Below are 23163 nucleotides of genomic sequence, written 5' to 3'. Positions count from 1 at the left end.
GAGCCCCTCAGAGCCCCTCCAGCTTGGCGACCAGCATTCGGATGGCCCGCCCCCGATGGCTGATCCGATTTTTCTCCTCCTTGCTCAGTTCGGCGGTGGTACATCCAAGCTCGGGCACGAAGAACAAAGGGTCGTAGCCGAAACCGTTCCCGCCCCGCGGTGCCTTGAGGATATACCCCTCCACTACCCCTTCGGCGGTCACGGTGCGCCCGTCGGGCCACACCAGAGCCAGGGCGCAAATAAAGCGGGCGGTACATTGGTCCTGCGGCAATCCTTCGAGTTTGTGCAGCAGCAGGGTGTTGTTGGCCGCGTCCCCCACCCCTGCCCCCTCCAAGGCGGCAAAGCGGGCCGAAACCACCCCCGGAGCGCCGCCCAGGGCATCGACCACCAACCCCGAGTCGTCGGCCAGGGTGGGCAGTCCGGTCGCCCGCGCCGCCGTGGTCGCCTTCTTCACGGCATTGGCGACAAAGGTGGCACCGTCCTCCTCGACCTCGCCAATGGGGTGGGTCGACGGATCGACCACCGACCACCCCAACGGCGCCAAGGCCTGGCGAATCTCCGCCAGCTTGCCCTGGTTGGTCGAGGCGAGCAGGAGGGTCTGCCCCTTCATTGCCCAGCCAGCGCCTTCATTTGGGTTTTGATGAGCTGACTGATCCCTTTACCCGCCAATGCCAGCATGGCGTCGAGCTGCTCACGACTGAAGGGGCGCTCTTCGCCAGTCCCTTGGACCTCGATGAACTCCCCCTTGCCGGTCATCACCACATTGAAGTCGACCTCGGCACTGGAATCTTCGGGGTAATCGAGGTCAAGCACCGGTTGGCCATCGACGATCCCCACCGAAACCGCCGCCACAAAATCACGCAGCGGGTTGGTCGAGATCTTCTTGGTTTTCATCAAGTGGGCGATGGCATCGGTCAGGGCGATGTAGGCGCCAGTGATCGAGGCGGTGCGGGTTCCCCCGTCGGCCTGGATGACGTCGCAATCGAGCCAGATGGTCCGCTCCCCGAGCGCCTTTTGATCGACCACGGAGCGCAGGCTGCGACCGATCAGGCGCTGGATCTCCATGGTCCGCCCCCCGAGCTTGCCTTTGGCCGCCTCGCGCACCATGCGCTGGTGGGCGCTGCGGGGCAGCATGGCGTATTCGGCGGTCACCCACCCCTTGCCTTGATTGCGCAGGAAAGGGGGGACCTTTTCCTCCACCGAAGCGGTGCAGATCACCTTGGTATCGCCGAACGCAATCAGGCAAGAGCCCTCGGCGTGGCGGATGTAGTTGCGCTCGATGGTGATGGGGCGCAGGGCGTCATGGGCCCGGCCGTTGGTGCGCTCTGGCATCGCTGTTCCGTTGTTCGTTGTTGTGCAGAAAAAGAAGGGGAGGGGACGCAAACGCCCCCTCCCCCCTCGAACCCTCAAACGACCGCCTTAACCGGCGCGGACCACATCCTCGGCGATGATCTTCTTGGCAGTGGCCGCATCCTGCCACTCCTTAACCTTCACCCACTTGCCGGGCTCCAGATCCTTGTAGTGCTCGAAGAAGTGCTGGATCTGATCGCGCAGCGCCTGGGGCAGCTGGGTCGCCTCGGTGATGTCTTTGTAGGCCAGAGTCAGCTTGTCGTGGGGGACCGCCAACACCTTGGCGTCGATACCAGATTCGTCTTCCATCTCAAGCACCCCGATGGGGCGGCAGCGAATCACCGAACCGGGAACCACCGGCTGACTGGCGACCACCAGCACGTCGGTCGGATCGTCGTCGAGCGACAGGGTGCCGGGGATGAAGCCGTAGTTCAGGGGGTAGAACATGGGGGTGAACAAAAAGCGGTCCACCACGACGGCGCCGCTGTCTTTGTCGACCTCATATTTCACGTTCGAGCCCTGAGGGATCTCGATCAGGACGTTGATGTCCTCGGGGGGATTTTTGCCGGGGGAGATTTTGCTGATGTCCATGGTTGCCTCTTGAAAGCGGTGAAAGAAAAGTTGCTGCTCAACCGCGCAGCAAATCGTTGATGCTGGTTTTGGAGCGGGTCCTCTCGTCGACCTGCTTGACGATGACTGCGCAGTACAGGCCGGGACCCCCATCCTTGCCGGGCAGGGTTCCCGAGACCACCACGCTGTAGGGGGGAACATAACCCTGCGTGATTTCACCGGTAGCCCGATTGACGATTTTGGTCGATTGCCCGATGTAGACCCCCATCGACAGCACCGCGCCGCGCCCAACGATCACCCCCTCGGCCACCTCGGAGCGGGCACCGACAAAGACGTCGTCCTCGATGATGGTGGGGCTGGCCTGCAAGGGTTCGAGCACCCCGCCGATACCAACGCCACCCGACAGGTGGACGTTCTTACCGATCTGGGCGCAGGAGCCGACGGTCGACCACGTATCGACCATCGTCCCCGAATCGACGTAACCGCCGATGTTCACATACGAGGGCATCAAAATCGCGCCGGGGGCGATGTAGGCGCCGCGCCGCACGGCGGCGGGGGGGACGACCCGAATCCCGGCGGCCCGGAATTGCGCGTCGCTCCAACCGGCGAATTTCAGCGGCACCTTATCGAAGTAGTTCTGATCGCTACCGGGAATCACCACGTTGTCGTTCAGGCGGAACGAGAGCAGCACCGCCTTCTTGAGCCACTCGTTGACCTTCCAACCACGGGGAACGGCAGCGTCGGGCTCGGCCACACGGACGCTTCCGGCATCGAGCGCCGCCAGCGCCTCATCGACCGCCTGGCGGACATCGGCGGGAGCCTGGGCGGGCGAAAACTGGTCGCGGATCTCCCAAGCGGCTTCAATACGGGTTTGCAGGGCGCCCATCGACGACTGGGTCATGCATGATCTCCTTCGAGCTTCTTCATCAAATTTCTGAGGGGGCGGAATTGAACCATAAATGGGGGGCGGGTGGCGATGGAAACGGGGTTGGGGTTTGTCTTTCTTAAAATTGCAGGATTACTGGGAGAGTGGATCGGTTGGCTGCTGCTCGCCCTGGCGATTCTGACCTGGAAAAGCCGGGGGAGGGGGCGTGCCTTGGCCGCTACCTTGTTCGTAACCACCTACCTGCTGGCCATCCCCTTCGGTCGCAACCTGCTCTGTGAGCCGCTGGAGGCCCCTTTCCCCCCCCCAGACGCCGCGGCGATTGCCACGTTTCAGCCCCAAGCGGTGGTGGTTCTTGGGGGTGGGGTGCTGAATTCCCCCCTGCAAGGCGACGCCATCGCCCCCAGCGCACTGGCTCGGCTGAACGTCGCTTGGCGGATGGCCCACGATCTGAATCTCCCCCTGATCGCCAGCGGTGGTGCCATCAAAACCCAACGTTCTGAAGCTGAGATGATGATCGAACAGGCGATGAACTGGGGGGGGATCCCTAAGGGGATTGCCGAATCGAATTCGGCCACCACCCGCAGTAACGCGACCATGGTGCATGGGGTGTTGGCGTCGCTCCGTGTCGAGCGGGTGATTTTGGTGACCTCGGGGATCCACCTGCGTCGAGCCAGCCGCGCGTTTGTGCAAGAGGGGATCGAATTCCTTCCCGTGCCCGCCGACCCACGATGGTTCGTAGCGAACAATTGGCTTACGGCATTGCGCCCCCTGTCGGGCACCTTGAGCGACAGCGCCGACGCCATTCACGAATGGGTCGGCCACCTAGCCGGACGCTGATCCCCCCTCCGGGTTTTCCTGCCGAATCCGCGCCAGGTATTCCTCCCACTCGGTCGGCAGCAAATTCCCCTTGGCCTTGTTGCACTCCTTGCAGCAGGGGACCAGGTTCGATTTTTCGCTGCGCCCCCCCCGGGTCAGCGGAATCAAATGGTCCATGGTCAGACTCTTGGGGGGAAAGTGGCGACTGCAATAATGACAAATGCCGTCGGAACGCCGTCGCTTCCACCAGGCGCTGTCGCGCAGCTCCCGCCCCTTGGCCCGCTCCCGAGCCAGATCCTCCTCGTCGAGCAGCCCCCCCAGCGACCAACCCCTCATGGCATCGCGGCTCACAGGTCGACCATTTCGACCGACCCCAGGGGGATCGATCCCATAAAGGGCAGCGCGACCCGTCCGAACTGGACCGGATCGTCGGTGACCACACACTCGATGGGGGGCTTGTCGGCGGGGCGGGCACCACGTGCGACCACCCCGTGTTCGAACCACAGGGCGATCCGCTGCGCCACCGCCTGGGCCGAGTCGATCCAGGCCAAATCGGGGCGCAAACCCTCCAGCATCCCCTTTAGCAGCGGATAATGGGTGCAGCCCAAAATCACCGTGTCGACGTCGGCTTGCAGCTCGGCCAGGTAGGTTTGAGCCACCGTGGCGGTGACCGGATGATCGAGCCACCCCTCCTCGACCAACGGCACAAACAGGGGACAGGGGAGCGATTGCACGGCGCGGGCTGGGTCGGATTCGTGAATGGCGCCGGGGTAGGCGCCGCTGACCACGGTCGAGCGTGTAGCGAGCACCGCAATCCGCCCCCCCCGACTATGGGCAAGGGCCTGCTCGGCCCCCGGCTCGATCACCCCGAGCACCGGCACCTCGGCATGGGCCTGCAACGCCCCCATGCCCAAGGCCGAGGCGGTGTTGCAGGCGATCACGATCCCCTTCACGTCGCGTTGCAACAAGAAGTCGGCGGCACGCAAGGTGTAGGCGGCCACGGTGCGGGCCGACTTGGTGCCATAGGGGACACGGGCGGTGTCGCCCAAATAGAGGAAACGCTCTTCGGGGAACCGGGCCGCCAGTGCCACCAGCACCGTTAGGCCGCCGACCCCGGAATCGAAAACCCCAATGGGGCGGGGGTCAAACCGAGGGGGGCTTGCCATGACACTCTTCCTTCAGATCGCAGGCCACCCCTTCGGACCGCTTGGTTCGCAATTTGGCCAAACGGCGCTCGCGATGGTGGATTGAGAAACTCAGGCTGCGCTTGTAACCCCACCAGCCACAGCCGATGGCCCATGGCAGGGAACCGAGCACCATCGGCCCCCCGACCTCTTTCATCACCACGGTGACGTAGGCGGTCATCATGGCGATGAAGTCCTGGTTGGGATCGCCCAGCGCCTCGTGGAACAGAGCTGCGAAGGTGTGGTACCCCCCCAATAGATCGGCCCAATGCCCCAGCATCGCCTGGCCGGTCACGAAAAAGATGTAGTACATCGGCACCATGGTCAGGGGGTTGGAGACCCAGACCCAGGCGACCGCGATGACCAGACTGAAATCCCAGTTGAAAAACCTTCGGCAGACCCACCAGGTGAAGGCGGCGCAGTACATCTGGATGCCGACGGTGGGGGTTAGCCCCCAAAGCAGACCGACCAACACCCCTCGGGCGGTGTATTCGGGTGGGTGGGGGCTGCGTTTGAGAGGATGGATCAGTCGCAGGCGAATCGCCCGGTCCCACTGTTCCCAAAGGGAACGGACTGGAGGGATGCGGATGGGAGTACGTGGGCTCAAGTGGAGGACTTCCCCGTGGACAAGAGGGGAATTTCATCCCCGGTTTGCGTCAGGCAAAGGTGTAAATTTCGCAGGCTTTTGTGGGTTTCGACCAGGGTGTTATGGGTTTCGGGATCGACCAGATCGGTCAGGTAGTCGCCCCATACCGCCGGATCGACACCGGTCAGGGTTTCTGAAAAGAAGTTTTTTCTCTGCCGCATCACCGAATGGCCATGCTTGAAGACCGTACTGAGTTCCCGACACATCTGTTCGAGCATGTCGGTCAACTCATGGGCATGACCCAACTTGACCTTGAGGATGACAAACTCTCGCCACATATGGATGTATCCGGCCGCCTTCTGATCGTTCAGACGATAGCCACCCCACACCGGCTCGATGTTGCGGATCAACGCCGCCTCGTAGATCCGTTCGAGTTGTTGGTTTTGCTCCGGATCGTTCTTGCTCAGGACCCTGGCCATGGCCTGATGCCTCACCTCGGCCTTGACCCGTTCGGCCTCTTCGGCCACCTCGGCTCTGAAGCAATCGATGTAGGTACCGTTGTCGGCGGCGAAAATGAAAACAAACAGGGCGGTGAGCGCCGCTGCCGTGACCATCGCCCCCATCGATTCGCTCATGGGGGTGGGGTGGAACAGGGCAAACAGGTCGATCCCCACGATCACCCCTACGGTCACGATCGCCACAATGCGGATACGCCAGAACACCCGCGCCCAAGCCCGCGCCAACAACACAAAACCCTCTTCATAACCGGCCAAATGATTCATCTGCACCAATCGGCGGTGGGCTCGACCGTGCTGACAAAACATGTCGCTGCCCCGAAAACCCTGTCCGTCATCCAGGGGGGCAAACGCATCGTCGAAGAACTTGCGCAACTCTTTCCAGGTGGCCATGCCCCCCCCCTCTGGCTACGGATCTCGGGCCAAAACCAACCCCGAGCTGCGCAGCGCCTGCCAGTTATCGAAACATCGAAGAGCGCCAGCCTCCCGCATCGCCTGCTCAGGATGCTGCCGCAACGGCGCGACCCCCACCCCAGCAAGCCCCGCCGCCAGGGCGGTGGTCATGTCGAGGGGACTGTCTCCCAGGTAGACCGCTTGGCCTGGCCGGGTTCCGAGCCACGCCACCGCCACCCGCAGCAGGGTAGGATCGGGTTTACCCTCCAGGCCGTCCCCCACCCCCAATACCACCGGGAAGTAGCGCCCCCACCCCAACGCCTCAATCAGGGGGCGGGTCCGATCACCCCGGCGGTTGGTGACGATCCCCATGGGGATACCGGCGGTAAAGGCCTCGGCCAGGAATTCGGCGCACCCAGGTAGCGCCTGGGTATCGTCAAGATAAACGGCGTCGTGGGCGGCGTAGAAACAAGCGCGCGCCTCAAGCCAGCGCTCGCCGAACATCTCGGGGAAGGTCTGCGTCAGGGGGCGCCCCACCCGCTGGCGGGTTTGGGCTTCGCTCCACGGCGGCATACCGAAGTGCGCAAAGGCGGCGTTGAGTCCCGCCATGATGGGGCGAAACCCGTCGACCAGGGTGCCGTCGAAGTCGAACAGCAGCGCCCTTGCCTGCAATACCCCCCCCACAGCGGCCATTTATTTAAGCCAGAGCCGGATCGAATCGATGAGCCGTCCCACCATCCCCGCCTCGGGGACGGTGGCCCGAGCCACCAACGGCACCTTGGCCAGATCGCGCCCCTCCAGCGAAACCCGCATGGTGGCGATCTGTTGTCCCTCGGCAACTGGCGCGATCAGGGGTTCGAGGTATTCGACCTCGACCCGCACCTGTCCGGCCCCCTCCCGGGGCACCAACACCTTCAAGGGCTGGGTGAGTACCGCGTCGGCGCTGTCCCGCTCCCCCTTCCACACCTTGACCACCCGGATCGTCTCCCCGGCGGCGAAGAGGGTTTTCAAGGTGAAATTGCGAAAACCGTAGTTGATCAGCCGCAGCGAATCACCCTCGGCCCGTGAGCGGTTACCGGCTCCGGTCACCACCGCCACCAACCGCATCCCATCCTCTTTGCCGCTGGTGACCAGACAATAACCGGCCGATTCGGTATGACCGGTTTTAATGCCGTCGACACGGGCGTCGCGCCATAACAGTTTGTTGCGGTTGTACTGGGAGATGTCGTTGTAGGTGATCTCTTTGTCGGCAAAAACCGGGTAAAACTCGGGGTAGTCGTGCGCCAGCGCCCGCCCGATGGTCGCCAGGTCGTGGGCGGTCACCCGATGGTTGGGGGCGGGCAGACCGGTGACGTTGACGAAATGGGACCCCTTCAGCCCCAGCACCTTGCCTTTGTCGTTCATCCGCTCGACGAAGATCTCCTCCGATCCGGCCACGTATTCGGCCAGGGCGATGGCGGAGTCGTTGCCCGAGGCGGTCGCCACCCCATCGATCAATTGCCCGACGGTCACCAGCTTGTTGGGCTCGATGAACATCCGGCTCCCCTCGGCCTTCCAGGCCTTAACCGAGACCGGCACTTTGTCGTCGCGGTGGATAACCCCGGCCCGCAGTGCGTCGAAGACAACCATGAGGGTCATCATCTTGGTCAGACTGGCCGGTTCGATCTGCTCCTCGCCGTTGAAGTCGTACAGAGGGATGCCGGTGTCGGCCTCGACCAACATGGCGGCCCGAACCTCAACCGGAAAGGGGACCAAATCCTCAGCGTGAACCGGCAGAGGCAGCCATGCCAAAAGCAGAAGGGCGATGCGTAGCGGGGAATGACGAACCAACAAAACCGACACCTCAATTAAGCAGTAGTCCACCAGGGCAAAACCACTTGGCGGACGAAGACAAAACAAAACCGTTGGGGGGGCTGCACTCATGCGCAGGGGTTATGGTGCAACCCCGACCACCCTCAAACCCATAACTTATTACAACAAGTGAAGCGGCGGCTGGGCCGCAACCGCCCGCAGCCGCGCCTCTAAGGCTTCGGGACCCGCCACCATTTCGGGCAATTCACGCGCCCCCTCTTGAGAGAAGGTCAGATGCTTTTGCAGGTGGGTAATCGTCTCACCCCAAGCCGCTTCGTGGATCCACAAGGGCCGCCGAGGCAGCACCCCCACCGCCATCAGATCCCAGGCCATGGCCAGCTCGGCCAAGGAGCCCAATCCGCCATCGAGCACCAAAAAACCCTGGGCGACCGCCAGCATCTGTTCCATGCGGTGGAAGATACTTTCGGCCCGCAGCAGCAGCGCCGCCTCCCCATCCCATTCGCTGGCCAAGCCAAACTCGGGGGCCAACACAATCCGGGCATCCCCCCCGGCGCTGCGGGCGCCGGCAATCGCCGCCCCCATCAACCCATGGTTGCCCCCCACCACAACCCCCCACCCGGCCCGAACGGCGGCCGCCCCATAGGCGGTCGCCACGTCGAACCGGGGGTCGTCTGGGGTAATGGCGGAGGAGCCGAACACGGTCAGCAGGTGCGGTTTCACGGGGCACTCTCGATGCGAGGGGGGGGCAGCTTCGCCGCGCTTAGACGGGCTTTGGCCTCGTTCAGGGTCGAGGCATCGGCGATGGGGCCCACCCGCACCCGGTACATGGGGCCGGAGGCGGTTTCGACCTCCTCGATGAAGGCGTCAAGATCGGCCCCCCGTGCTTGACCACGCAGGGTCAAGGCTCGATCCCGCTCCTTAAAGGCGCCCAGCTGTAAAAACACCGGGTATTCCCCCGGCCATCCCGCCACATCGCCCTGGGGATGTTTGGCCTCGATCCGCCCGTCGGTGGGGGAAAAATCGGTGGTCGCCCCCCCCTCCAGCGATTCGATCCGCACCCTAGCCAGGCCGTGGTCGACGATTCCCAAGCGCTGGGCCGCCCCGAGCGATAGATCGATGATGCGGTCGCCGACGAAAGGGCCACGGTCGTTGATGCGCAGTTTGATACTCTGCCCGTTGCCCAGGTTGGTCACCTTCACCCAGGCATTGAGAGGCAGGATCTTATGGGCCGCCGAGATCCCCCGCATATCGTAGGTTTCGCCGGTGGCGGTGAGCTTGCCGTGGAAGTTGGGGCCATACCACGAGGCGAGCCCCTCTTGGCGGAATCCGGCGGGACTGAGCAGGGGGTAATAGGTTTTGCCCAATACCGTATAGGGCTTACCTCTGGGGGCTTTGAAAGCGTTGCCCGCCTCAGGATGGGTCATGTTGGCCTGAATCACCGCAGCCAAACCGCCGCTGTCCATTTCGGTGTCGGCGTCGCGATGGCCGCCACACCCCCCCAGCGCCAGGGCCACCCCCAAAACCCAAACCCACACCTTCACCGCGCTTGTCCCTCACCCCGCAAGGCGGAGGCGATCTCGGCCACCACCGCCACATAGGGGGCGGCGTGGTTCCAGGCGTAGACGGCGCGAAAGTTCACCCCCTCGCGCCAAGGTTTGGACCACCCCTGCAATTCGAGCAAATCCCCCGACCCACCCCCGGCCACATCGACCAACGCCCCGCCCCGCTCGAACTTATAGCGGCGCAGATAGTTGGCGGTGCTGCCGATGGCGTCGGCCATGCTGGTCCAGATGTCGCGACTGCCGTCGCCGTCCATATCGACCGCATAGGAACGGAAGGTGGAGGGGATCATCTGGCAGATGCCGCTGGCCCCGGCATAAGAGCCCTTGGCCTGTTGGGGATCCTGCCCCTCCTCACGGGTGAACATCAGAAAATTGGCCAGTTCGCGGGTGAAAAAGGGGCGACGGGGCCCCTGCCCCGTTAATGACTGGGTCACCAGGGCGTCGAGCACCCGGTAGACCCCGGTAAAACGTCCGAAATCGGTCTCCACCGCCAAGATGGCAGCGATCACCTCACGGTCGACCCCATAGCGGGCCTCGGCTTCGTGAAACAGCGGCTTGTAGCGTTCCAGCATCCCCCGAGCCCGTTCGATCCGCTTGGCGCTATAGAAGATTGCGCGGTAGCGCTCGTAGGTCATCACCGACTCGGCGGGGCGACGCGCCTGCTCGGCCGCCTGTTCCACGATCCTGGCCTGCCCGACCCAGGCGCGGGCATAATCGACGGGGACCCCCTCCTCCACGACCCGGTCGACCAGGGCCTGATAGCCCGGATGCCGTGCGCCGCTCATGCTTGAAGCCGGTTCATCGGCGGTCGCGAGGGTACCGAATCCGCTCGCCAGCCATACAACGAGCAGTCTTATCGCCATTCGGGTGGGTTGGGTCATGGGGATGTCCTGGAGGGAAGGGGCGCGCATCTTGTCGGTGGTCGATCCGTTCTTGCGCCGAGTGGCCCCGCTGCAATCAATCGCTTGTATGGTAAGAATTTTTTCGCCGATGACCACGACCGCCGGGTCGACCACACCAATTTGATTAGGGGTCTTGAGCCGACCATGCAATCCGCACCCCCCCCATCGCGCCCCATCCCCTTCTCTCAATTCATGACGCGGGCGCTCTACGATCCCGAGTCGGGCTACTACATGCGTCCGCAAAGCCCGTTCGGGGCCGAGGGGGACTTCATCACCGCCCCCACCCTGAGCCCCTTGTTGGCCCAGGTTTTGGCGGGGGCCGTCAAGGCGCTGCTGGCCCAACTGCCCACCCCCCGCATTGTCGAGTGGGGAGGCGGCAACGGTCAGCTGGCCGCCGATTTGATCGCGGCGCTTCAGGCCGAGGGGGTTGAACCGGACTACCACATGGTCGAGATCTCCCCCCATCGCCGGGAGGAACAACAGCAAACCTTGGCGGCGCGGGGTTACCCCCATGTGACCTGGCATACCCCCGACGCCCCCCCCTCGGGAGCGGCCCTGGTGCTGGGCAACGAGCTTTTCGACGCCTTCCCGGTCGAGGTGCTCGAATGGCAGAACGGCGGCTGGATCCACATGGGGGTCGAGCCAGACAGCGCGGGGGGGTGGCGCTGGGCCGCGTTGGGCGCCCCCCCCGCCGACTGGCTTGCCGCCATCCCCGACTACCCCGAACACCCCCGCATCGAGGGGGATCGCGTCGAGATTTGCCTGGGGCTGGCCCCCTGGGTCACCCAACTGGCCCAAACTCTGGGAGGGGACGGTTACCTGCTGGCCATCGATTACGGCGACGACGCTCAGGCTCTGTACCACCCGGCCCGCCGCTCCGGCACCTTGCAGGCCTACCACCGTCACCAGGCCCACAACGAGGTGCTCACCCGCCCCGGCGATCAAGATTTGACCGCCTTCGTCGATTTCTCGGCCTTGGCCCGCGCCTGCGCCGCCCACAACCTACCCCCACTCGCCTTCACCACCCAGGCCCGTTTTCTGGTCGAGGGGGGGATCCTCGACCGACTGCTGCCCCTGACCGCCAACCCGAACGATCCCGACGCGATCCACGCCCTGTCGTTGGCCAAACGGCTGATGCACCACGACGGCATGGGGGAGCGGTTCAAGGTCTTTTTAGCCGGATCCCCTGCGCTTGAGTTGCCTCCTCATTTTCGGGGCAACCGCTTGCACCGGCTTTTTTTGCGTGGCGATTGAAATGAAGGCCTCTACAACCGCAGCGTGCGGACAAAACACAGAGCCCACGGAACGCGGAAGCCGAGGCGGACAGTTGGGCTGCGCCGTAGATTTTTGAGGTCTTCATGAACCATTCGTGGATCGCCACCCGTTTGATCCTACGCGCCCTGCTCGGCCCTTTAACCATGAGCCTAGCGACGCTTGGGGGAATCCTGTTTTTGACCCAAATCCTGCGTATGGCCACCGAAATGGCGGGGCGAGGGTTGGCGGTGGGCGATCTGTTCATCGTGGTGCTCGATCTGATCCCCTTTTTTGCCGGAAACGTCATCCCCATCGGGGCGGGGGTGGCGGTATTGATGACCGGGTCGATCCTCCACCGCGAGGGGATCTGGGACGGACTACGGGCTGCCGGCATGGGACCGGCCCAGCTGCTTCCCCCCTTCCTCATCATCGCCCTGCCCCTGACCCTGATCGGCCTGGCCAGCGCCCACTACTACGGCCCCAAGGCGATGACCCATCAAGCGGAGGTCATCACCGATGCCCGCACCCGACTGGCTCCCGAAAACCTCCCCCCCGGCCAATTCTTCGAAACTCGGGGGGGGCTAACCCTCTACGCCCAGGGGCAGGACGACTCGGGCAACTACAAGGGGTTGTTGATCGCCACCGACGACACCTGGCTGTGGGCCAAACGGGGGGGGTGGCAACGGGGGGAGGATGGTCGCTGGAACATCGCCCTTGAGGACGGCACCCTGCTGCGGCAGTTGGAAGAGGACGGCAGCGAGGTGACCCGCTTTGCTCAGGTGGTGGTGCAAGACCCCCTGGCCATCGTAGGAAGTGGCCGGGCGTTCAAGGCGGGAATCTTGGGGGAAACCACCTGGGAGCTGTTCCAGCATGACCCCGATTGGCAAAACATCGCCCTGGCCCGTTCGACCCTGCCCCTGACCATCCCCCTCATCATGTTGGCGATGTCGGGCTTTGTCTTCGCCGACCGCCGCTCCGGCAAGGGGGGGCTGGGAATCCTGGCGGGGATCGGCGTCTTGCTGGCGGTGTATCTGCTCAACGCCTCGGCAAGCGACATCGTTACTGCCCGACACATGAGCACACTTTGGTTGCCGGTGTTTCCTTTGCTGCCACTGCTTCCCGCCATCGCCCTATCACTACATCGGCTGCGCCTGGGGGGACTGGCCCGATGGTGATCCTTTTTGACCGGGCGATTATGGGCGCCTTGATCGGCAAACTGGGCATCACCCTGCTGGTGGTGGTGGGGCTCTACCTGACCATCGATCTGTTCGAATCGATGCGTCGCTTCGCCTCTCTGCCTGGGGTCGATTTTGCCCTGATCGCCATGTGGGAGCTGCTCAAGCTGCCCGCCATGTTCATTCAAATTGGCCCCCTGGCGCTGCTCATCGCCGGGGTCATCGGCTGGAACCAGTTGCTGGCCTCCGGAGAATTGACCGCCTGGCGCAGCGGCGGGACCGGCCTGATGCGACTGACCCGCCCCTTCGTCTTCATGGCGTTGGCGCTGGGGGCGCTCAACGTGGCGATCAGCGACTGGGTGATGCCGGTCAGCGATCCGCTGATGCGCAACATCTCGAAGGTTAAATTCGGTGAGCCGCTACCCGACGATGTCGAGGGCGATTGGCTGCGCATGCCCGACGGCACCATCTACCAGCTCCACTTCCCCCCCCAATCGCCCGTCCCCACCGCTCTGACCCGCATCGTTTTCGATGGCCAAACCCAACCGAAGGAGCTGATCCGCGCCCAAATCGAAGTGCTCACCCCCGACGGCGTTCGGCTTTCGCAAGGAACCCGGCTGTGGCACACAAACGACGGCTGGCAGCGCCGCGACCTGGCGGGACAGGTTTTGCCTCTGCCCCCCAGCGTCCGGCAGTCGATGGAGCGGCAGTTCAATCCCCGCCGTTTCAGCTCCTCGGCGCTGGCGCAAATGCTGTGGGCGGGTCAGCTCCCCGAATCGACCCTGATTCAGATCCAGAAATCGCTGTGGGAGCGAGGACAAACACTGCTCTTGCCGGTCGCGTTGATGCTGCTGGTGCCGTTGCTTGGAGGGCTCAACCCCCGCGCCGGTGGTGCCACTTGGCGGGTCGCCGCCGCCATCGGCGCCGGTTTTGGGCTTCATGTCGTGGAGCAGGTCGCCCGGCGCATCGCCGAAAGCGGCGCTCTTCACATGGGGGTCGCCATTGTGGGGCCGACCCTGATTCTAGGGCTCTTGCTGGGAGGGTTACTGCGCAGGCGCGATGCCCGGCTGTAAATCCCATCGGGTTGAACATCCCTGATTCGGCCATCAAAAAAATTGTGTGGTCCCCCCCTCTCTTTCCCGATCAACTGGCCTGCACCAATGTGACGCCCTAGTGACACTAGGCCTGAGTCGATACGAGCGCGGCCCACCGCGCCACCCCGCCGGACCGACCCGAGCTTCCGGGCGGCCCAACAACCTGGAGGAAAGAGATGAAGCCCAACACCACCACCCGTCTGCTGCTGCTTGCGGCCGGCGTCGCCGCCGCCCCCTACGCCCTGGCCACCAACGGCATGGATTTCGCCGGTTACGGCCCCATCGCCGAAGCGATGGGCGGCGCCTCCTACGCCTACGACAACGGCACCGCCGCCATGCAGAACAATCCGGCCACCCTGTCGTTGATGGAGAGCGACGCCCGCTTCGATGTGGCCTTGGGTTTTCTACTGCCCACCATTAAATACAGCCCCGCACCGGGCGCGGCCGAACAAACCTCCGACGGCACCATGTACCTGATGCCCGGCCTGGGTTACGCCCGCCGTGAAGGAGCGCTGACCTTTGGTTTGGGGGTGATGGGTCAAGGGGGGATGGGGACCAAATGGGGGACCAAACTGAGCAATGGCGCCCCTTACGAGAATTACTCGAACATCCGCTACGGCAAGTTGATCGTCCCCCTGTCGTACAAAGTGACCGACCAATTGGCCGTGGCCGCCGCGCTGAACTTCGGCTACGCCGACATGGAAATGAAGATGCTCGCCTCGGGGGCCGACATGTACTGGATGTCGTCGCCAGCCACCCAGGCGGCGTTGGGCTCCATGATGACCGCCACCCTGATCGGCAACCCCCAGGCTGCATCCCTCGATTTTTCGGGCGGCGACAAAGCCAGCGCCACCGGCTGGGGGGTTCGTCTGGGCGCCACCTTCCAACCCAGTGACGCCCTGACCCTGGGTGCGATCTACAACTCCAAATCGCACCTGAGCGCCATGAAGGGCAAGGTCAAGATCAACATGATGAACACCGGCGGTGGTGTCGACACCATCAACGGCGATCTGGCCCTGCCCAACTTTCAGTGGCCCGACTCCTACGGCGTGGGCGCCGCCCTGCACATGGGCGACCTGATGCTCACCGCCGATTACGAGCGGATTAACTGGTCGAAAACCATGGATACCTTCGACGCCACGGTCAGCGCTCTGGTGGTCAACGGCACCAGCATGGCGGGCGAAATGAACCTCTCCATGCCCCTGCACTGGAAGGATCAAAACGTCGTCAAGCTCGGCGCCCAGTACCGCATGGACAGCCTGACCTTCCGGGTCGGCGCCAACCTGGCCAACAACCCGGTTCCCGACGGGTACGCCAACCCCTTGCTGCCCGCGATCTATCAGAACCACGTCACCGCCGGTCTTGGCGTCCAGCTTGGTCGCAGCGACAGCATCGACTTTTCTGCCGTCTACACCCCCAAGGTGAGCACCACCCATACCTACCATCAGGGGGATGCGGGGACCGCCGCTGCTGCGCCTGGATCCATCACCACCGGCACCGGCACCTCCAGCGCCGCTGGCGGCGGCGCCCAGATCATGTACTCGCACCTGTTCTGATTCACCGTTTCCGGACCTCCTCCGGACTGTTCGGGGCCCTTCGGGGCCCCTTTTTTTATGGGCTTTTTCGGCGCAAAGGTTGCCCCCATCCCCGCCCTTCTGTTCAATGTGCCCCACCATCACATTCCAAGGGGGAAGCGCCGAATGATCCAACATACCAGCCTGCCGTCCGCCTTGATCGCTCAGGTCGAAGCCCAGCCCGACAAAGTGGCGTTGATCACCGCCGACGGCACCCCCTGGAGCCGCAGCGCCCTGCTCGCCCAGGGTCGACGCATCGCCACCGCCTTGATCCGCGACGGTCTGGCGCCCGGGCAAAAGGTGGCGATCCTCGCCCCCAACACTCCGATGTGGCTGGCGGTCGACCTGGGCATTCAGATGGCGGGCGGAGTGGTCGTCCCCCTCTACACCACCGGCAGCCTTGAAGACACCGGTTTCATCCTGCGTGACTCGGGGGCCAATCGCCTCTTCGTCGGCACCACCGATCTGCTCGACGCCATCACCCCCCTGATCCCCCGTCTTCCGGCCCTAACCCGCATTTGGGTCGAGGGGCTAACCGACAGCTACAGCAACGAGCTGGTCCACCCCCTCGAAAGGCTGGAGGAGCTCGACGTCGATCTGGTCGCCAAACGCATCGCCCCCATCACCCGGCAATCGGAGGCGACCATCGTCTACACCTCGGGGACCGGGGGGCTGCCCAAAGGGGTGGTTATCACCCAAGGCAATCTGATGTCCAACATCGAGGGGACGCTGGCCATTCTTGAGATGGGACCAGGGGATCGGACGCTGTCGTTTCTGCCGCTGTCCCACATTTTCGAGCGGATGGTGTGCTGGCTCTGCCTGCTCGGCAGCGTCGAGATCGCTTTTGCCCGCAAACCCGAGACGGTGGTGGCCGACATGGAGCGACTGCAACCAACGGTGGTGGTGGCGGTACCCCGGTTTTATTCGGTGGTGCGCAGCCGCATTCTTGCCCAAATCGCCCGTCTGCCCGGCTGGCAACGCCACTGGATGGAACGGGCCTTTGCCGCTGGCCACCGCTGGAGCCTCGAAGCGGGGGGCAACCCCGGCCCCCGACCCATGGGGCTGCGTTGGCTCGACCGGCTCTTCCTCAAAAAGGTGCGGGCCAAATTCGGCGGAAAAATCCGCTTTTTCGTCAGCGGCAGCGCACCCCTTCCTGAAGAGACCTTCCACTGGTATCGCGGCTTGGGGCTGCCCATCGTCGAGGGGTACGGCATGACCGAATCCTCCCCGGTACTCACCGTCAGCCCCATCGACAATCCCCGTCCCGGCTCGGTGGGCAAGGCGATCCCCAACGTCGAACTCAAAATCGCAGACGACGGAGAGATCCTGGCCCAAGGGCCAAGCATCATGCTGGGGTACCACAACCAAGAGGACGCCAGCGCCCACGCCCTGCAAGGGGGGTGGTTGCACACCGGCGACATCGGCACCCTGGACGACGAGGGATTCCTGCGCATCACCGACCGCAAGAAAGACCTGATCGTCAATTCGGGTGGCAAAAACATCGCCCCCGGCTACCTGGAATCGCTCATCACCTCAGACCCCTTGATCTCCCAGGCGATGGTGCTGGGCGACCGCCAACCCCATCTGGGCGCCCTGATCGTGCTCGATCCCGATCAACTGGCCGCTCTTTGCGTCGAAAAGGGGCTGGAGCAGCCGGTGGAACCGGCCCGTCTGGAGCGCGAGGTGCTGGGCCGCATTCGCCGCCGCTTGCAGGATCGCCCCAGCTTCGAGCAGATCCGCCGGGTGCGGATCCTGAGCGAGCCGTTCAGCATCGCCAGTGGCGAGCTGACCGCCACCCTCAAACTGCGCCGCAAGGTGGTCATCGCACGCCACGCCGAGGCAATCGCCTCCCTCTTCCCTTCCCACCAGGACGAAACCCCATGAGCGATGCCGTCGCCACCCACTGCTACCACTGGCACCTGGATCGCCCCCACGCCGAGGCGATTCTGGCGTTGCTTGAGGAAGCCGGGATCACCGCCATGGTGGAGGACGCGCAGGACGAGCCGATCTTCGATCAAGGGGAGCTGTGGAGCCGCTGCATCCTGACCGCCTACCCCACCGAGGATGAGGAGGAAGCAATGTTGGCCTTGGTGCGGGGCAAGGGGTGGCCCGAGCCGGAACGCGAAGCGATTCCCGACTGGAACTGGCAGGAGGTCTGGAAAATCCACTTCCCCCCTTTGCCGGTCGGGGAGCGGCTACTGGTGATCCCCACCTGGCTTGAAGTGCCCCCTGAATTCGAGGGGCGGTTGGTGATTCGCATCGACCCTCAGCAGGCCTTTGGCACGGGGGGACACGAGACCACCCATCTGTGCCTTGAAGCGGTTGCGACGGCGCTGGAGACCGAGCCCAAACCCAAGACGGTGCTCGATTTCGGAGCCGGATCGGGGATTTTGGGGATTGCCGCGGCGTTGCTTGGTGGGGTGGCGGTCAGTGCGGTCGACATCGACCCGGTCGCCACCGCAACAGCCCAAGCCAACGCCGAGCTCAACGGGGTCGCCATGACCTGCACCACCGCCGACACCCCCCCCAGCCAAACCTTCGATCTGGTCATCGCCAACATCTTGGCCGGGCCGCTGATTGCCCTGGCCGACAAGATCGCCGCCACGGTGGCGCCAGGGGGAAGGTTGATCCTCTCGGGAGTGCTCAATACCCAAGCCGAAGAGGTCGCTCGTGCCTACTTAGCGCAGGGTATGACCCGTATCGAAGAAACCAGGCGGGGGGATTGGTGGTGTGGGGTGTTCGGGGCGGAGGCTTGAACCGGGAGCAACCCGTTCGGCGTCAACCCTGGGGGCTCGGCTGGGGGAGCTGGATTCGTCTGACGGGGGGGGTGGTCTTGACCGCCGCCGGGGTCGCGTTGCTACTGCGTCAGGATTTAACCCCACCTCCTCTTCCCTTTGGAACGGTTTGGTGGTGGCTCCTCCCCGCCCTGCTGGCCGAGGCGGCCATTCCCTTCGTGAACACCCAGCTTTTGCTGCGCCAGCTCGGCGGCATGGGCACCCACACCGGCTACCGCCCCTTATTGCGGATCGGCCTTTGGGGGACGCTGCTCAACATCGTGTTTCCGTTCGGAATGGGGGTTTTGTTGCGGGGGGCGTGGCTCAAGCGCCATCACGACATGAGCGTGCCCCACATCGGCCAGCACATCGCCCATGTGCACCTGCTGCGTATTGCGGTCAACGTGGCGATGTTTTTGGTTTTGCAGGGGGCTATCGCGGGTGATCTTTTTGCCTTTGGCTCAGGGGTGCTGGGGCTATTAGGGCTATCCCGACTACCCAGGCAAAAGGGGCTGCTGCTGCCCACCGCCCTCCCCTATCCGCTGCTTGCGGTCCAGCTACTAGCCCTCGATCAACTGTTGGGACTGAGCTTTCCTACACTCTACCTGCTGTTGCTACCCCTGGCTTTGTACCTCTCGGCCATGATTACCCTGGCGCCCGGTTCTTTGGGGGTGATGGAATCGCTGTTTGTCCTCTTAGCCTTGGCCTTTGACTTACCGGCCCATCAGGCCCTTTGGCTGGGGCTTATGCTGCGAGGGGTTCATTTGACCGCCATCGCGCTGCTGCTTGTTGCCACGACAAGACCTACCCCCGCAGCAACGCCTGCCACGCAGGCTCCTCCCCGTAACCGAACCGGTTCATGAGGGGGCCGCACAGCTCGTCGACCAACCGAGCCTGATTGCCGCTCCAGCTTTGCCACCGGGGCATCGCCTGAAGCCGACCGGCATTGACCTTTTCTTCCCGCCCCAACCGCTCCTGCCCCTCGGGACGCAGCTGCACCCCCAAGAAGTCGGCCAACCCCTCCATCGTATGACGCCCCTCACCCACCAGGTCTTCATAGCGTAGGCGCAGATAACGCTCCCCCAACGGCCTACCGGCCTCCTCCAACCAGCGATTGACCCACCCCCACCACACCGTCAAATACTCGAAGGGGGTGTCAAAATCGATGGGGCGACCGCTCAATCGGGCCATGTCGGGATACCAAAACGGCACGTGGCGCGACAGCCAGCCCTTGGCCCCGATGCCAAACCCGTGGTTGAACGCCGAAGCGACGAAATCGCGGGGGTCGCGCACCACATGGACGATCCGCACCCCTGGAAATGCGGGCTCCAGCAGGTCGGCCAAACCGAAGATCAGCGGGTTGGATTCGATCCGCACGCTGTCGCCCCCCCTCATGCCAGGATGGGTCCAGCGCAAAAGCCGGATGGCCAGGCGGTCGGCAATTGCTCCGTCGAGATGAGCGTGGGAGACCAAACGCAGCAACCGTGAGGGGAAGGGTTCGTGCTCAGCCCAAACCGGCTGGGCAGCATTGGCCCTGAAATACTCGGCCAAAAACCGGGTAGCGGTCCGTCCCGAGGAGAGAATGAAGGCGCGGCGCTCCATCACTCCCCCTTACGCAGCAACCACAGATAGGAGGGCGACATCCCGGGAATCAGGCGATAGAGGGTGCGCATCAGCAGGGCGGTGAAGGAACCGGGCCGGACCACATCGTCGGCCTCGAAGTGGGCCGGGTCGTCGAGAACCTTGCCGGTGACATCGATGCACTCAAAACCCGACACCAACGCTCTGAGTCCTTTGGGACCCAGCAACTGCTCGTAGTAGCCCTCCCCTTTGCCGCTCCAGCGCATGAGCCGATGGGCCAGAGGGCGCGGCAACCACGACAGCAGGGGAATGCGATAATGGGGCTCGATCACCACCCAGCGGTTGGTGGCCGAGAAAAAGCAGGTCCCGCCAGGACGCAGCACTCTGTGAATCTCTGCCAGAAGCTGGCGGGGGTCGGGGACGTGTTCGTAGATATGGGCGCAGATCACCACGTCGAACACCCCGTCGGGGAAGGGGATGTGCAAACCGTCGGCCACCACCAAATGCAGGGGAGAATCGTCAAGGCTGGCGGCAAAACCGATGGCGGGTTGGTCGATGTCGATCCCGACCATCCAAGCGGCATGATGGGAGACCTCCCGGGCAATTAGGCCGGTCGAGACCCCGACATCGAGCACCCGCGCCGCCGCCAGATCGACCCCCCCCAGATCCTCCAGCACCCGCACGATCTTGCGCCCCTTTTTGGCACGCCCCTCGACGTCGGTGAGCAGGTCATGGTGCAGGGCGAGGTAGTCGTTTTGGTAGCCGCGATCCTCGCTCATGGTGTTTGTCCTTGTCGCACCGACTCGAAGACACGGGCATAGCGCCGCGCCACTGCATCCCAGGTGTAGCCGAGGATGAAGTTGTAGGCGGCCTCGACCCGCTCATTGCGCTGGGAGTCATCCAATCCCGCCAAGATCGCCTGGGTCAGAGAGGGGACATCGGCTATGTCGCACCAATGCACCAGATCGGAGGGTTCCACAAAAGGGATGACCCCAGGCAAGCGGGTGATGACGGCCGGTACCTGAGCCGCCATTGCCTCTCCCAAGGTGATCGGGATCCCCTCCGAGAGGGAAGGAATGACCACCAAGTCGGCCCCTTTGTAATAGGGGTAGAGGCTACCGGGGATGCGACCCAAAAGGTGCACGTGCTCTTCGAGACCGAGCTGAGCAATGTGGCTGCGAATGCTGCGTTCGTACCCTTGGCGACTCCCGCCAGCCAAAAACAGCACCACATCGGGATGGCGCTTGACCACTTCGGCCATCGCCGAGATCAGGTATTGCACCCCTTTGCGAGGATCGACCCGCCCCAGATAGCCGATCAAGGGGCCGCTACCACGTCGCAGATGGACCAGATCGGCACGCTGTGCCGCCTCAACCTCGGCGACGTCGATGCCACTGGGAACAAGGTGCATCCGGGGCGCAGGAACCCCCATGGTCGCCAGGGCAGCGCGGGTATTGGCATCCTCGGTAATGATCGCATCGGCGCAGCCGACCATCCTTTTTTCGTAGGCGATCTTCAGCCACCCCTCGTAAAGAATCTGAGCCAACAGCTGCAGCGAGGGCAGGCTGCGGAACTCCCGCCATTTGGCCCCGACGTCCATCCCCAGGGTTTCAAAACTGCCATGGATGACGGCAACCCCCTTGGCTTTAAGGGCCCCTGCAACCTTGGGCAACGCCAGATCGTTGAGGTTGAATCCTTGCACCACATCCCACCGCTCCCGGTCAGCATCGGCCAGCACCTGTCGCCAAGCTCGGCCACTGAACCCCTGCACCGGATAGTCGGGATTGAGGGAGGCAAAGGGGGCAATGGTGCGCACCTCAATGCCGCGATAGGTCGCCCACTCGGCCATCCCTTCCCGGCGCAGCACATATGCCACCACTCGGTGCCCTTGTGCGACCAGATTCGCCGCCACCTCGGTCGCCACCTTGGAGATGCCGCCGATGCGTTGATCGGCCAGATCGGTAACGACGAAGGCGATGTTCAAGCGGCCAATCCCTGGGCTCTCATCCACCGACCGACCGCCGCACCGATCCGCTCAACTTCGGGTGTTCCCATGCCCAGGTGGGTTGGCAGGGAGATGCCCCGAGCCGAGAGATCCGCCGCATGGGGGGTCGGCGTCGCGAAGGCTTGATAGGGAGGCATTCCGGTCAATAGCGGAAAAGCAACCCGTGAGTCGATCCCTTGGGTTTTGAGAAAAGCGATCAGAGCATCACGTTCGGGGGCGCCGCATCCTTTGGGCAAAAGAGCGGTGTAGAGCCAGTTAACGCCGTGCCGCCCTGGTTCGTGTTGGGGATAGGAAAAAAACAATCCCGCCATGACCCGGTCGTAATCGCGACGCAGGGCGGTGCGACGGGCCAGGATATCCTCGATCCGCTCCAACTGAGCGCACCCAACCGCCGCCTGAAGATTGGTCATCCGGTAGTTGTAACCAACCTCCAAATGCCAATAACGCCGGGCCTTATCCATGCCGTGATCGCGCAGCATCGCCATGCGATCACGCAATTCTGGATCGGAGGTCAGGCAGACGCCCCCCTCGCCGGTCGTGATCACTTTGTTGCCGTAGAAGCTGAAACAGCTGATGGCGCCGAAACTTCCAACCCTGCGCTCTCCTACACTGGCGCCATGGGCCTCGGCTGCATCCTCCACCACAGGAATTCCCACCTTGTCGGCCACTGCGACAATCCCCTCGATATCACATGGCTGCCCGTAGAGATGGACCGCCATGACAGCTTTGGTCCTGGCGGTTATGGCTGCAGCAACGGTGGCGGCGTCGGGTCCCCAATAGCCAGGAGCACTGTCGACAAAGACAGGTGTCGCCCCCAGGTACATCACTGCATTGGCGCAGGCGGCAAAGGTCATGGCGGGCACGACGACTTCGTCCCCTTCACCCACATCAAGCGCCTTGAGGGCAAGATGCAGGGCAGCCGTCCCCGAATTAAGGGTCACACCATGTTCCCGACCGCAATACGCGGCAAATTCCCTTTCGAATCTCAGGACATATTCGCCGATGGAGGAGACCCAGCCAGTGTCGATGCAGTGATTGAGGTACTCCCGCTCTCTTCCCTCAAACATTGGCATACTGATCGGAATAAAGGGCAGGTCGCTCATGATGGATCCTGAGAAAAGATGGAGGGC

Annotated in this window: 25 protein-coding genes; 8 read left to right on the top strand and 17 right to left on the bottom strand. The window is 63.6% G+C overall.

Going from position 1 to position 23163, the window contains the following annotated elements; all coding sequences use genetic code 11:
* Window positions 1-7: 7 nt before the first annotated feature.
* From AUJ55_05815 to AUJ55_05800, 4 genes are all read right to left on the bottom strand, one after another.
* Complete coding sequence (locus AUJ55_05815) at window positions 8-610, bottom strand: non-canonical purine NTP pyrophosphatase, RdgB/HAM1 family (GenBank protein ID OIO57985.1); 603 nt, start codon at window positions 608-610, stop codon at window positions 8-10.
* On the bottom strand, window positions 607-1332 hold the full coding sequence (locus AUJ55_05810; protein ID OIO57984.1) for a ribonuclease PH: 726 nt from the start codon (window positions 1330-1332) through the stop codon (window positions 607-609). The genes AUJ55_05815 and AUJ55_05810 overlap by 4 nt, the downstream gene beginning before the upstream one ends.
* 87 nt (window positions 1333-1419) lie before the next feature.
* Entirely contained in the window at window positions 1420-1941 is a 522-nt protein-coding gene (locus tag AUJ55_05805; protein OIO57983.1) for an inorganic pyrophosphatase, read from the bottom strand.
* A gap of 37 nt (window positions 1942-1978) precedes the next feature.
* Window positions 1979-2806 carry a 2,3,4,5-tetrahydropyridine-2,6-dicarboxylate N-succinyltransferase gene (locus AUJ55_05800; protein ID OIO58003.1) on the bottom strand — a complete coding sequence of 276 codons (828 nt, stop codon included), beginning with the start codon at window positions 2804-2806 and terminating at the stop codon, window positions 1979-1981.
* A 90-nt stretch (window positions 2807-2896) separates the two neighbouring features.
* Between AUJ55_05800 and AUJ55_05795 the strand changes: the two genes are divergently transcribed.
* The gene (locus AUJ55_05795; protein OIO57982.1) at window positions 2897-3643 is read left to right on the top strand and encodes a hypothetical protein; all 747 of its coding nucleotides are present in this window, start codon (window positions 2897-2899) and stop codon (window positions 3641-3643) included.
* Here the strand turns inward: AUJ55_05795 and AUJ55_05790 are convergent.
* The 9 genes from AUJ55_05790 to AUJ55_05750 all read right to left on the bottom strand — a co-directional run bounded on the left by AUJ55_05790 (window position 3629) and on the right by AUJ55_05750 (window position 10726).
* Window positions 3629-3958, bottom strand: coding sequence for an HNH endonuclease (locus AUJ55_05790; protein OIO58002.1), 330 nt, complete (start codon window positions 3956-3958; stop codon window positions 3629-3631). The genes AUJ55_05795 and AUJ55_05790 overlap by 15 nt on opposite strands.
* A gap of 11 nt (window positions 3959-3969) precedes the next feature.
* Window positions 3970-4788 (bottom strand): glutamate racemase, encoded by an 819-nt coding sequence (locus tag AUJ55_05785; GenBank protein OIO57981.1) that lies wholly within the window; start codon window positions 4786-4788, stop codon window positions 3970-3972.
* A complete protein-coding gene (locus AUJ55_05780; GenBank protein OIO57980.1) occupies window positions 4766-5278 on the bottom strand; it encodes a hypothetical protein in 513 nt (170 codons plus the stop codon). The genes AUJ55_05785 and AUJ55_05780 overlap by 23 nt, the downstream gene beginning before the upstream one ends.
* A gap of 131 nt (window positions 5279-5409) precedes the next feature.
* A complete protein-coding gene (locus AUJ55_05775) occupies window positions 5410-6300 on the bottom strand; it encodes a hypothetical protein (protein OIO57979.1) in 891 nt (296 codons plus the stop codon).
* Between the two features lie 15 nt (window positions 6301-6315).
* Window positions 6316-6993 carry a hypothetical protein gene (locus tag AUJ55_05770; protein ID OIO57978.1) on the bottom strand — a complete coding sequence of 226 codons (678 nt, stop codon included), beginning with the start codon at window positions 6991-6993 and terminating at the stop codon, window positions 6316-6318.
* Complete coding sequence (locus tag AUJ55_05765) at window positions 6994-8130, bottom strand: hypothetical protein (protein OIO58001.1); 1137 nt, start codon at window positions 8128-8130, stop codon at window positions 6994-6996.
* A 141-nt stretch (window positions 8131-8271) separates the two neighbouring features.
* Complete coding sequence (locus AUJ55_05760; GenBank protein OIO57977.1) at window positions 8272-8832, bottom strand: hypothetical protein; 561 nt, start codon at window positions 8830-8832, stop codon at window positions 8272-8274.
* A complete protein-coding gene (locus AUJ55_05755; protein OIO57976.1) occupies window positions 8829-9653 on the bottom strand; it encodes a hypothetical protein in 825 nt (274 codons plus the stop codon). Before AUJ55_05755 ends, AUJ55_05760 begins: the two co-directional genes overlap by 4 nt.
* Window positions 9650-10726 (bottom strand): hypothetical protein, encoded by a 1077-nt coding sequence (locus AUJ55_05750; GenBank protein OIO57975.1) that lies wholly within the window; start codon window positions 10724-10726, stop codon window positions 9650-9652. Before AUJ55_05750 ends, AUJ55_05755 begins: the two co-directional genes overlap by 4 nt.
* Here AUJ55_05750 and AUJ55_05745 point away from each other — a divergent pair.
* The 7 genes from AUJ55_05745 (at window position 10721) to AUJ55_05715 (ending at window position 19310) form a co-directional block, all read left to right on the top strand.
* Entirely contained in the window at window positions 10721-11830 is a 1110-nt protein-coding gene (locus AUJ55_05745) for a hypothetical protein (protein OIO57974.1), read from the top strand. The genes AUJ55_05750 and AUJ55_05745 overlap by 6 nt on opposite strands.
* Before the next feature lie 104 nt (window positions 11831-11934).
* A complete protein-coding gene (locus tag AUJ55_05740; protein OIO57973.1) occupies window positions 11935-13005 on the top strand; it encodes a hypothetical protein in 1071 nt (356 codons plus the stop codon).
* Window positions 12999-14078 (top strand): hypothetical protein, encoded by a 1080-nt coding sequence (locus AUJ55_05735; GenBank protein OIO57972.1) that lies wholly within the window; start codon window positions 12999-13001, stop codon window positions 14076-14078. Before AUJ55_05740 ends, AUJ55_05735 begins: the two co-directional genes overlap by 7 nt.
* Window positions 14079-14275: 197 nt before the next feature.
* Entirely contained in the window at window positions 14276-15655 is a 1380-nt protein-coding gene (locus AUJ55_05730; GenBank protein OIO57971.1) for a hypothetical protein, read from the top strand.
* Between the two features lie 324 nt (window positions 15656-15979).
* Entirely contained in the window at window positions 15980-17557 is a 1578-nt protein-coding gene (locus tag AUJ55_05725; protein ID OIO58000.1) for a hypothetical protein, read from the top strand.
* Window positions 17554-18429 carry a ribosomal protein L11 methyltransferase gene (locus AUJ55_05720; protein OIO57970.1) on the top strand — a complete coding sequence of 292 codons (876 nt, stop codon included), beginning with the start codon at window positions 17554-17556 and terminating at the stop codon, window positions 18427-18429. Before AUJ55_05725 ends, AUJ55_05720 begins: the two co-directional genes overlap by 4 nt.
* Complete coding sequence (locus AUJ55_05715) at window positions 18426-19310, top strand: hypothetical protein (GenBank protein OIO57969.1); 885 nt, start codon at window positions 18426-18428, stop codon at window positions 19308-19310. The genes AUJ55_05720 and AUJ55_05715 overlap by 4 nt, the downstream gene beginning before the upstream one ends.
* Here the strand turns inward: AUJ55_05715 and AUJ55_05710 are convergent.
* From AUJ55_05710 to AUJ55_05695, 4 genes are read right to left on the bottom strand one after another with little or no spacing between them, the layout of a single operon-like run.
* Window positions 19252-20049 (bottom strand): hypothetical protein, encoded by a 798-nt coding sequence (locus tag AUJ55_05710; GenBank protein OIO57968.1) that lies wholly within the window; start codon window positions 20047-20049, stop codon window positions 19252-19254. The genes AUJ55_05715 and AUJ55_05710 overlap by 59 nt on opposite strands.
* Window positions 20049-20807: a hypothetical protein gene (locus AUJ55_05705; protein OIO57967.1), complete on the bottom strand. Its 759-nt coding sequence runs from the start codon at window positions 20805-20807 to the stop codon at window positions 20049-20051. Before AUJ55_05705 ends, AUJ55_05710 begins: the two co-directional genes overlap by 1 nt.
* Window positions 20804-22012, bottom strand: a complete 1209-nt coding sequence (locus AUJ55_05700) for a hypothetical protein (GenBank protein ID OIO57966.1) — start codon at window positions 22010-22012, stop codon at window positions 20804-20806. Before AUJ55_05700 ends, AUJ55_05705 begins: the two co-directional genes overlap by 4 nt.
* Window positions 22009-23136, bottom strand: coding sequence for a hypothetical protein (locus AUJ55_05695; protein OIO57965.1), 1128 nt, complete (start codon window positions 23134-23136; stop codon window positions 22009-22011). The genes AUJ55_05700 and AUJ55_05695 overlap by 4 nt, the downstream gene beginning before the upstream one ends.
* Window positions 23137-23163: the final 27 nt, after the last annotated feature.

This window comes from Proteobacteria bacterium CG1_02_64_396 (genome assembly GCA_001872725.1).
GTDB lineage: Bacteria > Pseudomonadota > MNWR01 > CG1-02-64-396 > CG1-02-64-396 > CG1-02-64-396.
This window is presented reverse-complemented; position numbering and strand designations above follow the sequence as displayed.